Origin of the sequence: Psychrobacter cryohalolentis K5 (assembly GCF_000013905.1) — a bacterium.
GTDB classification, from domain to species: Bacteria; Pseudomonadota; Gammaproteobacteria; order Pseudomonadales; family Moraxellaceae; genus Psychrobacter; species Psychrobacter cryohalolentis.
In genome coordinates this window covers 531,970-545,073 of record NC_007969.1, presented here as the reverse complement: position 1 = coordinate 545,073, position 13,104 = coordinate 531,970, and the positions used below count along the sequence as shown (strand labels likewise).

The window sequence follows — 13,104 nt, the reverse complement described above, 5'->3', positions numbered from 1 at the left end:
TTATTTGATCAATCGGTTTATGTAGAGATTTATGATAAATAAAAATGGATAAAGAAAAAGGGTCATTTTAGTATTGACCCTTTTTCTATAAAAGCTATGAATCATAAAAGCTGTGAATCTGCTAACTCGTCTATGAACGTTATAAATTAGCTTTTTTCAAGCGATTGACTTGATCACGATACAAGGTTTTTGGGTCAGGCTGCCCCCATGCGGTCAAACCCAAAAGCTGGTTGGCTGAATCTAAGTGATTCATACGATAATCATCTCGAATCACATAACCCAGTCGGCTTGAGCACGCAGATACCAAGCCATCATTTGGATCATTGTCAAAACTTGTTCCTGTTAGCGCGAGCATATAATCACTAGGATCAAGACCATTGGTTATTTGCCCAACACCACTAAATGAGTAGTACTTGATACCATTGGCTTCAGTGCCAGTAGGCTGTCCACAATAGCTGGTCGGCATCGCCGCAGGAAATTTAGCATTAAACTTGGCAGCACCATCAGTTGATAAGGCGACAGCTGTATTCCAAGCTTCTTGTTTATTGAGTTCTGTCGGGCTCGTACCTGAACCGACATCCGTAACGCCACCGAATAGCTGAAAGAACACAGATACCGCTTGGGTAGCCAAGCTATCCTCAGAAAGTGTTTGCATAACAGCATCCGCCGTTTTTGACCCTTGCTCTGGACTGCCAATCGCAGTGACAGAAGCAACATATTCTGGTGCCACGCCAGCGACATAACGAATATCAATACCACCTTGGCTATGACCCAATAAGTTCACTTTTGGGCTGCCTGAAATGGCACTGATGGTTTTTATTTTCTGTAAAAGCTGCTCGCCACGAATTTCGCTATTGTTAAAAGAGGAGGTTTTTGTGGTATATACTTGACTGCCACCGCTCATGAGTGTTTCAGGAATACCATAAAAATAATCAACCAAGCCGAACATCTTAGTAAACCCTGCCATACCATGTGCGAGTACTACTGGGTATTTGGTTTTGGTATGATCTGAGGTGAAATATTGACTACTTACGAGCTGGCAGCCGTCAGCATTGGCGCAGTTATAATACTGTCCAGCCGCCTGAGCAGAGGTGGCTTGCATAGTCATCAAAAGCGCACCGGTGACAATGGCACCTAATGACGGTAAAAATGCGCTCGGCGTGAGCACAGCGCGCAGAGAAGGTTTTAGAGTCATAACAACATCCTTGTTATTGTAAACGTGATTCTATCTTTATATTGCCTTATCTCTTGCATCCTGCACAAAGCTATAAAGAGGTCTGCTAAATCATTTAGCGAACAAAATTACAATACTTATATACTCTGTAACATTCAACTTTTTTTTGACATTAGCAGCCCTATCCTAGTGACTATATAGTCACATTAGCGTATATAAAGTCATTTAATATCAATACGATTGAAATATTCAATAACTTGCATTCAAGCAGCAACTTGTGCGTTTATGCTATAATTGATGACCTAAATTCTATAACTATAAGTACGACGATGATGACTAAAAAATCTCTTATTCAATCTCCTGAAGCCATAGAAAAAATGCGCGTGGCTGGTAAACTTGCCAGCGATGTCCTTGTGATGCTTGATGAGCATGTCAGAGTGGGCATCAGTACTGAAGCACTGAACCAAATTGCCCATGATTATATCGTTAATGTGCAACAAGCTATTCCTGCACCGCTTAATTACAATGGTTTTCCAAAATCTATCTGCACCTCGATTAACCACGTGGTTTGTCATGGTATTCCATCCGAAAATAAATTGCTAAAAGACGGCGACATCATCAATATCGATGTGACCGTGATTAAAGATGGCTATTATGGTGATACCTCAAAAATGTGGATCGTCGGCAATGGCTCTATCATGGCGCAGCGTATCTGCAAAGTAGCACAAGACGCACTATATGCTGGCATGAGCGTGGTCAAAAACGGCGCGCGTTTGGGCGACGTTGGTGCGGCTATCCAAGCAGTGGTTGAGCCTGAGCGTTTTAGTATCGTGCGTGAGTTCTGTGGTCACGGTATCAGTAATGAGTTCCACCATGAGCCGCAAGTCATGCACTATGGCCAAAAAGGTACGGGCTTTGAGCTAAAAACTGGCATGACTTTTACCATCGAGCCTATGATTAACGAAGGCAAATGGCAGACTAAGATTTTACCGGATGAATGGACTGCGATTACCAAAGACCGCAAGCTATCCGCCCAGTGGGAGCATACCATGGTCGTAACGGATAATGGCTGTGAAGTATTCACCACGCGCCCTGAAGAAGATTTGAGTTTCTTGACTCAGTAATACAATAAAAGATCGCTTAGGCGGTCTTTTTTTTGTCTATTATTAATGGTTGTCCCCCACTATTCTTGATGGTTTTTTATCTTTATACTTTCTCTATCTTATTGATCGCTTTTTATTTTTAGCGACCCTTATTTACTGAACTAGACTTCAAACTTTTAACTGGATAAATCTCATGTTTAACTGTGATGTCACCGCTATTGATTTGACACCGATGCCTTTGTTTTCAGCAGACAATATGACAACTGCCTTTTTATCAACAGACACGAGCGTGGTAGAAAAATCGCTATTTGGTATTCCTGAATGGTTGCTTCAAATAAATGACGATATCAGCCGCGCACTCGAACGTGGCGTCAATATCCGGCAACTGGTTAGCGCGCGTGCTTGCGTGATTGATGATTTATTGATCGAATTATTTAAATGCTTTGGGCTTGATAAGACGGATTTGGCACTGTTTGCAACTGGTGGCTATGGTCGCGGTGAGTTATCGCTACATTCAGATATCGATATTTTGCTACTAATGCCACATGATATTAACGCTGATACCAGTAGTAAAATTGATAACTTGGTGGCACTCTTATGGGACATTGGACTTGAGCCTGCGTTATCAGTACGCAGCGTCAGTGACTGCTTGGAGGCGGCGCTTGACCATACTATTGCCAGTGCATTATTAGAGGCTCGCCTATTAATAGGCAATGACGCCTTGCAAAATGTCCCGCACCAAATAGTAAACAATCAATGGTCCCCGCGCTCGTTTTACGACGTAAAAATCGATGAGGCAAAAGCGCGTTATTTACAGCACAATGCCACAGAATATAATCTTGAGCCCAATATAAAAACCGCCCCTGGTGGTCTGCGCGATATCCATATTATCGGCTGGGTGACCAAACGCTATTTTCGGGTCAGTAAGCTCTATGATCTGGTACAACAGAACTTTTTGACTGAAAAGGAATTCGATGAATTAAGCTTTTCAGAAAACTATTTATGGCAGATACGGCACTACCTGCACGAACTGACTGGTCGCAATGAAAACAAGCTGTTATTCGATTATCAGCGTGAGATTGCTCAACTGATGGGCTATGATACCCAGACAGATGATCAACCAAATGCTGCGGTAGAGCGCTTTATGCGCGATTATTACCGCTGTGCGATGCAAATATCAACATTGTCTGAAATGCTAACCAATCACTACTACGAAACCATCATCGAGGCGCAGTTGCCTGATGAAGAACGCCCAAAAAAACAGCCTATCAATGCCCGCTTTAACCAAGTCGGCGACCAAATCGCAATGGCTCATCACAGAGTATTTGCGCAGCATCCCGAGTCGATTTTAGAGATGTTTTTACTTATGGGTCAGTATGGCATCAAGAATGTCCGTACCCATACTCTACGCGCGCTAAAAATTGCAGCGCGTGGTATTGATCAGGCTTATCGCGACAATCCTACGCATCAAACCTTGTTTTTAGCCAATCTAAAAGAGCAAAATTATCTCTTTCATCGTCTGCGTACCATGAATCGCTATGGCGTGCTTGGCAACTATATCCCTGCCTTTGCTCAAGTTACTGGTTTGATGCAGTATGACTTGTTCCATCGTTATACGGTTGATGCCCATACCTTATTTTTGATTCGTATTCTGCACCGTTTTACGGATCCGCATTTTTATGAAGATTTTCCGCTCGTGAGCTCCATCTTTCAGCGCATCGAGCGCAAAGAGATTTTGGTATTAGCGGCGATGTTTCATGATATTGCCAAAGGTCGTGGCGGCAACCATAGTCAACTTGGCGAAATCGAGTCGATTGAATTTTGTCTGGCTCATGGTATGAGTACTGCCGACGCCAATCTGGTTGGCTGGTTGACCCGTTATCATCTGCTGATGTCAATGACAGCTCAGAAAAAAGATATCTCAGACCCAGAGGTTGTGACACTATTTGCAGATTTGGTGGGTAACGTTACCCATCTAAATCATCTGTATGTCTTAACCGTCGCTGATATGAACGCCACCAACCCACAACTTTGGAACAGCTGGCGTGCGACACTTATGAAGCAGCTATATTCGCAAACACGCCGTATTTTGCGGGCGGATATTGATGCCCCAACCAATCGTCAAGATATGATTAGTGCCACACGCAAGCAAGCACTAGTGATGCTAGATAACGTCGACAATCAGCATATGAATCGCGATGAGGTGCTGAGATTGTGGGATGATTTGGGCGATGAGTATTTTTTGCGTGAAATTGCAGAAGATATCTTATGGCATACTGAAGCGATTTTAAATCATCCGCCTATAGGTCGAGCGTCAAATGCAGATAGTCCGCCATTAGTCGTTCTACGTGAGCATCGAGAGCTGGCGCTTGATGCAGTACAGGTTTTTGTTTATACCCAAGATCAGGTCAATTTGTTTGCGGTGACTATGGCCGTATTCGATCAGATGAATCTTGATGTATTGGATGCCCGTATTATCACAGCGACCCGTGATTTTGCGTTGGATTCTTATGTACTACTCGACCGTAGCGGTACTTTACTGGTCGATAGCGATAGCCAGCAAGAGCTTAAGCAGCGACTGATTGATGCCTTTAAAAATCCGACCGCGCCCAAACTGACGCACAAACGGATTCCACGCCAGCTCAAACATTTCGATGTAGCAACGACGATCAATTTTGATTTCAATGATGCCTCAAATCAGCACATCATGAGCTTAGAGACCCTTGATCAGCCAGGTTTACTTGCCCGTGTTGGACAAGTATTTTTGCAGCAGCAAATTGAGGTACATGCCGCGCGTATTACTACGCTTGGCGAGCGTGCAGAAGACATGTTTTATATCAGCGATCAAAATGATCAAGCACTGAGCGCTGATAAACTTAAGACGTTAAAAACGGCACTGATAGACAGTCTTAGTGTCCGTAATGATAGAGTCTAGCTTATTTTCTATATCAAACTTTTATAGATGATGCCACGTGCATATTCCTTCAGCGCATCATCGGCAAGCTCTAGAGGCAGTATATCGGCTTCCACCTTTTGGTCGCCATACATCAAGCGTCCCGCATCGACCTCCTTTTGTAGGAGGCGGTGCAAGCTGGCCAAACGAAATTCTGCATTATAATATCGGTAGATTTGCTTCAAACTAATAGGGGCTTTGGCGTGGACATCGCGATACAAGCTATCAGAAGCCAAGATAGTCATCTCATTAAGCATCTCTTCACGCGACAAATCGGCTTGATTGATCTTATATTGCAACTGCCTAGCAAGTCTGTCTTTAAAACTCAGCATCACAATAAAAATTAAGGTTTGTACGACAAATAAAGCGATGTATTGCCACAGAGGTAACGATATATCTAGCAACTTGCTAAGCAGCATGAGTACCATAGCAACGACTATGTAGCTAACCAATTGCCAGAGCAGCCACATCATAAAACTGTTATCGCCAAACCAAAACATTTGACGTTCTCGTAATAGTGTCAACTGCTGGCGTGATTTCCACCAAGTCTGTTCACGCTGCTTTAACTGCTTATAAACGTCAAGACTTTCATGATTATCAAAGTATTTTTCATTGATATCCTTAGCATCGAGACTGTCCGTTTTTAACATACTAGACATATCAAATTATTCCTAAAATACGCTGTCAGAAAAGCCAGCATTTATCTTTACTTAGTAATACAGACATCACATCGCTTTTATAATAACGCGTTACGATATAGTCACATGATTACCTATTTACACAGCCATATAGTTAAAATAACAATGCTTAAATATCCTCTAGCCAAGTCATTACAAAGCACTATAAGGAAATATAAGAAGAAAAAGACAAAAAATAAGAGAAGTGCTACACTGCTTAAATGTAATTTTTCTTTATAACTTTATTATTAACTGTCTATTATAGTTAGCCTGCCTATGAATCACAACTTGACGTCCCTACACCCTTATCCATTCGCTAAGATGGCCACTTTACTGGCTGATAGTACTCCAGCCCATAGCTATGATGAAATCAAACTGGGTATTGGTGAGCCAAAACATGCGCCGCCAGCCTTTGTTCTGGACGTACTACGCGAAAACTTGGACAAAATAAGCCATTATCCGACCACAAATGGACTGTTTGAGCTGCGTCAAACCATTGCTCATTGGCTTGAGAAGCGCTTTTTCTTAAATCACCTCAACCCTAATACGCAAGTATTGCCAGTAATGGGCACACGTGAGGCAATATTTAGTATCGTGCAGGCAGTGATTAATCACGAGACAGAGACTGTTAGTCAGACGGCAACGCTCAACCAATCGCCTACTCCTACGCCTATAGTAGTTATGCCCAATCCCTTTTATCAGATATATGAAGGGGCGGCGATATTAGCGCAAGCAACGCCTTATTTTATCCCTTGCACCTCAGACAATAGCTTTAAGGGGGATTTTCGTAGTGTGCCAAAAGACGTCTGGACGCGTACACAGCTCTTATTTGTCTGTAGCCCAAACAACCCAACCGGTTCAGTGATGACGATGGATGACTGGGAGCAAGTGTTGCGCCTATCAGACCAATATGGCTTTATCATTGCCAGCGACGAGTGTTATAGCGAGCTGTATTTTGATAAAGCGCCAATAGGATTGTTGCAAGCCTGCGCGGCCCTTGGTCGACACGATTTCAAAAATTGTCTGGTGTTTCACTCTTTATCGAAGCGCTCAAACCTACCCGGTTTGCGCTCAGGCTTTGTGGCAGGCGATGCCACTATCTTGCAGGCTTATTTACAATACCGCACCTATCAGGGTTGTGCGATGCCGATACCTCATCAGCTGGCGTCTATCGCCGCTTGGGAAGATGAGAAGCATGTGGCGCACAATCGAGCGCTGTATCAAGAAAAGTTTGCACTCTGGATGTCGGAGCTTGGAGAATTACTGGAGTTACGTATGCCTGAGGCAGGATTTTACTTTTGGATAAAGGCGCCTGAGCAATTCGGTGGTGATGATGAATTATTTGTCAAAGCACTCTATGAGGATGCCAATATTCATGCACTAGCGGGTCGTTACTTATCGCGCGAGGTCAATGGTGAAAATCCGGGGCAAGGCTATGTGCGTATCGCTTTGGTGGCAAGCGTCGAGGAAAGTCGCGAGGCAATCAGGCGCATTCGTCAATTACTCGGTGCTTAAAATCGCTATTTAAAACGCATTAAGCTTAACAAACCGCCAATAACCATAATATAATTATGGTTATTGGCGGTTTTCTGTTAGATGATGCTATAGTAAGTCTTATAGCCGAATTATACAGCACCGCCATTTGATGATATATAGTCAAAATATCTCAAAAACGCTACAGTGCTGCTGATATAAATTTTTTGCAGCCTCTGTCTGCGCAGGCACAGCAAGCAGGAAAAATGAATATCAGCAGTACTTGATGTATCGATATTACTTTTCCCTGACTGTATTTATCATACTTACATCCCTCTTATTGCTTATGCCATCAAGGATGATGCCATGCCCCATCTTGATTTTACCCAACCACCATTTGATGTATTAAATGCCGCTGAACGCCAAAGTATCAAAAAAAATACCCAAGTGCGTTATCTTGCCAAAGATGAGATGTTACCAGCGGATGATTTGCAGTACTTCTATGTGGTGCTTAAAGGTCATGTCGAGCAGTTGTTAGATGGTGATTTTGTCGCCTCTTATTTGGGCAACAACCATACTGCCCATCTTAATAGTAATGATTGGTTTGATAGCAGGCGCTCACCAGAGTCGCTCATAGAAGATGGGCTGCAAGAAGATAAAAACATTGATTCGCAGCCGGCTGCTTATCAGTTTCGCGCTGTCGAAGATACTTTATTGCTGCAAGTAAATGGGGTAATCATTGATAAAATCGGTGCCCAAAACCATTTCGTACGCCAATTATTGTCAGAAAATCTGCCAGAGCGTTTAAAAGCTTTACAGCTGAGGCATGGTGGAAAAAAACTTGACGCTACCAGCTATGACGACCCTCAGGAAGTACAGCAAATCATGCTACAGCCGGTGATTGATATTACTTTACTACCAGTCCATATCGTTGACGCAGACGATAGTCTATATCAAGCAGCACGTACCATGACTGAGGCTGGATTGAAGCATGTTTTGATACGCCCACCAGGACATTTACAAGATAAAAATAGCTCCGATCGTACCTTGGGTATCCTCAGCGATAATGATATCTGCCGCGCCGTCAGCGACCAACAAAACACTGTTACAACGCCTTGTCAAAACTATGCAAGTTTTAATCTGCGAACCATTAACGCTGATAATGAGATTGGTGATGCGTTACTAACCATGACTCGCTATCGCATTCACAGGTTACCAGTGATAGATACCAATGGTAAAGTCATCGGTGTGCTTGCACAAGGCGATATGCTTGCTCATATTGGTCATCATTCTCAGCTGATTAGTATTCAAATTAACCAAGCCACAGATTTGCCAAGTTTGGCGACCGCAGTTGAACTCATTGGGCGATATATACGTGCTCAGCATCAAAACGGTATCAAAATGGGCAACGTCAGCCGCATGGTACAAACCCTTAACGCGCAAGTATTTACCAAACTTTGGCAACTTATCGTTCCTGATGAAGTAATGGAGAATACCTGTGTTATCGTCATGGGCTCAGAGGGTCGCGGCGAGCAAATCATGCGTACCGATCAAGACAATGCGCTCATCATGCGTGATGGTTATGACCACCCTAAGCTGGCACAATTTGCCGATACCTTTAACCAGCACTTAGCAGAACTTGGCTATCCGCTATGCGACGGCAACATTATGATGAATAATCCCATGTGGCGGCAACCATTAAAAGCGTTTAAAGCGCAGATTAGTCTATGGTTTAAAAACACTGACCCGATGCACAGTATTTATTTATCCGCTATATTTGATGGTGAATATGTCTGCGGTGATGAAACGCTATTGACGCAGGTTCGTGAACATCTGAAGACGGCCCATAGGCAGTCAGACTTGATGTTCGTGCGCCAATTTGCACGAGCAGCGCTACAGTTCGGCGATGTCAATCAATGGTGGCAAAAGCTAGTACCGTTATTAGGTGGTAAACCAAGCGCTTATACTATTGACCTCAAAAAAGCGGGTATCTTTCCATTGGTACATGGTATCCGTACCTTGGCGTTAGAAAACGATCTCTTTACTGATGCTAGCAGCAAAGGTCGTCTGAAAGCTTTGGTTCAAGCTCGGGCCTTAACCCAAGAGCGTGCCGATACCTTACTTGAGGCATTAGAGTTCTTTATGGCGCAGCGCCTATCGGTTGCTTTATTGACAGACAATAAGCATGCAAAAGAAGTCGATCCAACGACCTTGTCTGCCCTTGAGCGTGATTTATTAAAAGAGTGTTTGGCGGTAGTAAAAAGCTTTAAAGACCAGTTAAGCCGACATTATCAGCTTGAATTTGGTTAAGGTAAACCGGTTAGCCTTGGAGATAGATGACGATGAACTGGCTAAAACAGCTGTCTACTGCTTGGCAAAAAAACCAATTACAGCGACCTGAACTGGCATCAATGTTTACGGCACCTGTCGATGAGCAGTGGGTTGCGATTGATTGTGAGATGACCGGACTCAATCCAAAGAAGCATCACCTATTATCGGTAGCTGCCATTCATATCAATGGCGATAAGATTGATACAGGAAATGGGCTGCATCTGCTTTGCAGACCGCCTGTCATGCCTGAGGGCGATACCATTGTCATTCATGGACTGCGCACCGCCGATGTTGAGCATGCGATGAGCTATGATGAGATGCTGGGGTTACTATTGCCCTTTATTAGCAATCGGCCACTTGTGGGGTTTTGTCCGCAAATAGACGTCGGGTTCTTAAACCCTTTAGTAAAGCATTATATGGGTACTCATTTGCCCAATGAGATTATCGATATCCGCCCCCTTTATAGCCGGCGTATGATGGGTCGTAGCCAAGGGCTTTCAAGCCAAGCACAGCATTTGAATAGTATCTTGGCGCATTATAATATTCCTGAGCTTGGCACCCACGATGCTTATAATGACGCCATCATGACGGCAATGGCATTTTTGCATATGCGCTAATATAATGGCTAAAATGCATTATTTAGACAAGGCTTTAAGATAAAAGATTAAAATAAAAGCACGCTTACAACTACATGCTACAGCTACGCGAAAACAGTAACTCATGTTACCATAGCCTGTTTTTGCCACCTGATGATAGGCTGCTCATGCGCTCCTTAGTAAAACCAACTCTACTTAGAACTCATAACCCTTCTATACGCACAACAGCCATTAGCCAATATTTGCAAACGCTGAAAAATATCGGTCAACGTCTATCTTTATTGGCATTAGTTGTCGCTCCTACCTTAGTGCCATTACATCTGCACGCTGCCTTACCGCAAGAGATTGAAACGGCATTAGCGCGAGCCCATTTAAGCGCAGCAGACATCAGTATTGTCATTACGCCAGTGGGTGACAAAAACGCCAGCCGCTTGCCCTCTGCCGTTCAGGTTATCGACAGGAAAAAGGCGGTCAATCAATTGCAGCCTGCAAGCTCAGACGAGATAAATACTGATGCCAATAACAGCAAGCAAAAACTGGTTCGAAACAAGCAGAGTCCTAAGCCGTTAGCCAATTACCAAAGCGCGTTAGTAACCATCGAAAAGCAAACCATCAGACAGCACGACAGACAATTACACGCTTATACCGATGATCCTTATACCCACCAAAGCTTGATGAGTACTCCGTCATTACTGCCAGAAAACGTGTTAAATACTGCTAATTATTCTTCCAGTCAGAACGACAATATCAGTGCTAACGGCGCAGATAATAATAACAGCGACAATAAAAAATCTGACAGTGAGACCTCAATAAAAATATCGTTTTCGCCATTACTCAATCATCAGCCTGACATAGCACGTACGCCCGCCAGCACGATGAAACTCGTTCCTAGCTTTATTGCCTTAGATATCTTAGGCGCTGACTTTGTCTGGCATACGCGCGTTTATCATACTGGTATTATCATTGGTAATACATTGCTTGGTGATTTGATAATTCAAGGCAGTGGCGACCCAAAAATGACCCATGAGCGCTTACAGCAATTGCTCTATAAAGTGAAAGCAGCAGGCATCCGTCATATCGATGGCGATATCATTGTAGATAGCACTATTTTTAACCATGTCACTAAAGATCCTGCGGCATTTGATAACGCGCCTTTACGTCCTTATAACGCCAGTCCCGATGGTTTTCTGGTCAATTTCAGTACTATTGGTATCCAAAGCTATCCATTAAATAATGCCCAAGCACAGCTGACTTATACGCCGCAGCTGGCAGATTATAAGTTGCCAAGTAAGATAAATATACGCCCCTCTGCCTGTGGTCAAGCACGTTATAGCTTAGCGCCGCAGTGGCAAGCAACTCAGCTGACCTTTGATACCTCTTTACCCGATAACTGCGGCAACCATGCTTTTTATGTCGCTTATCCTGATGCCAAAGATTTTGCGGCTCGCGTGATCAAAGCCAAATGGCAAGCACTGGATAATACGCTAACGGGCAACGTTGTCGCTCAAGAAACACCATATAAGAATAAGAAATCCATATCAGCGCGCGGTTTGGCAGCTCTACCAATGTCGCCTTTACCAATTGTTAGTTATCCTTCTTTAAACTTAACGCAGCAAATTTATGATATCAATCATTTCTCTAATAATGTGATGACTGAACAAGTGGCGCTATCAATAGGCGCTTATCATAAACCCAAAGATGAAACCGTTAATCCAACCATTAATAAAAACGTCGATAAAGCTATTAATAGTCAGCACAGCTTATATCAATTTGGTAAGCCTGCGACAACGAGCTACCCTGCTGCCTTACAAACCATCAACGAATGGTGGCAAACGCATCTAAGCACGCCGCCGCCACATCTGACCAATGGTTCTGGGTTGTGCCGTGATTGTACTATCAGCGCTGCTAATCTAAGCGAGCTGCTGACTTATGCTTACGCTCACCCAAGCTTTAATGCTTATGTAAACTCGTTAGGTATTGCTGGCGTCAGTGGCACCATTTTGACACATAGCGAGCGTTTACCAGAATCAAACGCCATTGGTCGAGCTTGGATAAAAACAGGTACTTTAAACAATGTCACTTCGATGGCAGGCTATGTCAAAGGCTTATCAGGACAGGATTATGTGGTAGTGGGACTGATCAATAATGAGCAAGCGCTAAATACTTATACAGCAAGAACGGTACTGGACGCCATGCTAGATTGGACAGCGCAGCATTAATTTTTTACGCCAGATTATTTACTTTATAAAGGACATTTTATGTCACGTAAGCCCGCGTCACTTAGCAAACCTATCACCCCATCAGGACGTAAAGGATCACACTTAAATACAACTGCCACTCAACCCAAATTGATGCTCTATATTGGGTTTTTTGCCGTTGGCTATATGCTTGCCAGCTCTGTATTTATGATGATTCAAACCAAGCTTGCTCTCAATGCGCAATTGGTTACTGTGCTGTCTGTCGTCTTGGGCGCTTATATTTCCGTGCATAAGTTTATCAAGCACCAGCAGCGGGCACTAGATAGAGACGAGATCAACCGCTTGATGTTTGGCGGCGTTATCGTGGTTTGGCTACTCACTATGATTTACTTTCTAGGGATATGGGTATTTTTATTTGATGCCATCAGCCGTGAAGTACTGCTTGAGATGAGTATGCAGCAGCCTCTGCCTCTGGTTTCTGCATTGGTCATGATATTGGTACTAAGCTTAGTAAGCGCACGCATCAGTATTTGGGCTATCAATCGTTTGCTCGACCCTAATCGCAAGGGCGCTTAATTGCTTACTTTCAACAATTGAAC

At 43.5% G+C, this 13,104-nt stretch carries 9 protein-coding genes; 7 read left to right on the top strand and 2 right to left on the bottom strand.

The genetic code is table 11. From position 1 onward, the window contains the following. Positions 1-139 precede the first annotated feature (139 nt). Positions 140-1,195 carry a lipase family alpha/beta hydrolase gene (locus PCRYO_RS02305; protein WP_011512811.1) on the bottom strand — a complete coding sequence of 352 codons (1,056 nt, stop codon included), beginning with the start codon at positions 1,193-1,195 and terminating at the stop codon, positions 140-142. Between the two features lie 311 nt (positions 1,196-1,506). Here PCRYO_RS02305 and map point away from each other — a divergent pair, with 311 nt between their 5' ends. Both map and glnD read left to right on the top strand, forming a co-directional pair. Continuing rightward, positions 1,507-2,298 carry a type I methionyl aminopeptidase gene (gene map, locus PCRYO_RS02300; RefSeq protein ID WP_379607884.1) on the top strand — a complete coding sequence of 264 codons (792 nt, stop codon included), beginning with the start codon at positions 1,507-1,509 and terminating at the stop codon, positions 2,296-2,298. 172 nt (positions 2,299-2,470) lie between these two features. Further along, positions 2,471-5,212: a [protein-PII] uridylyltransferase gene (gene glnD, locus PCRYO_RS02295; protein ID WP_011512809.1), complete on the top strand. Its 2,742-nt coding sequence runs from the start codon at positions 2,471-2,473 to the stop codon at positions 5,210-5,212. An 8-nt stretch (positions 5,213-5,220) separates the two neighbouring features. On the opposite strand, the gene PCRYO_RS02290 is transcribed toward glnD, so the two are convergent. Continuing rightward, entirely contained in the window at positions 5,221-5,889 is a 669-nt protein-coding gene (locus PCRYO_RS02290; protein ID WP_011512808.1) for a hypothetical protein, read from the bottom strand. A 294-nt stretch (positions 5,890-6,183) separates the two neighbouring features. On the opposite strand from PCRYO_RS02290, the gene dapC reads away from it, so the two are divergent. The 5 genes from dapC to PCRYO_RS02265 all read left to right on the top strand — a co-directional run bounded on the left by dapC (position 6,184) and on the right by PCRYO_RS02265 (position 13,081). Next, positions 6,184-7,422, top strand: coding sequence for a succinyldiaminopimelate transaminase (gene dapC / locus PCRYO_RS02285; RefSeq protein ID WP_011512807.1), 1,239 nt, complete (start codon positions 6,184-6,186; stop codon positions 7,420-7,422). Positions 7,423-7,746: 324 nt separating this feature from the next. Next, complete coding sequence (locus tag PCRYO_RS02280; RefSeq protein WP_011512806.1) at positions 7,747-9,690, top strand: DUF294 nucleotidyltransferase-like domain-containing protein; 1,944 nt, start codon at positions 7,747-7,749, stop codon at positions 9,688-9,690. A 26-nt stretch (positions 9,691-9,716) separates the two neighbouring features. Continuing rightward, a complete protein-coding gene (locus PCRYO_RS02275; protein WP_011512805.1) occupies positions 9,717-10,328 on the top strand; it encodes a 3'-5' exonuclease in 612 nt (203 codons plus the stop codon). Between the two features lie 146 nt (positions 10,329-10,474). Beyond that, on the top strand, positions 10,475-12,526 hold the full coding sequence (locus tag PCRYO_RS02270) for a D-alanyl-D-alanine carboxypeptidase/D-alanyl-D-alanine-endopeptidase (protein WP_226939324.1): 2,052 nt from the start codon (positions 10,475-10,477) through the stop codon (positions 12,524-12,526). A gap of 39 nt (positions 12,527-12,565) precedes the next feature. Continuing rightward, positions 12,566-13,081, top strand: a complete 516-nt coding sequence (locus PCRYO_RS02265) for an ABZJ_00895 family protein (RefSeq protein WP_011512803.1) — start codon at positions 12,566-12,568, stop codon at positions 13,079-13,081. Positions 13,082-13,104 lie beyond the last annotated feature (23 nt).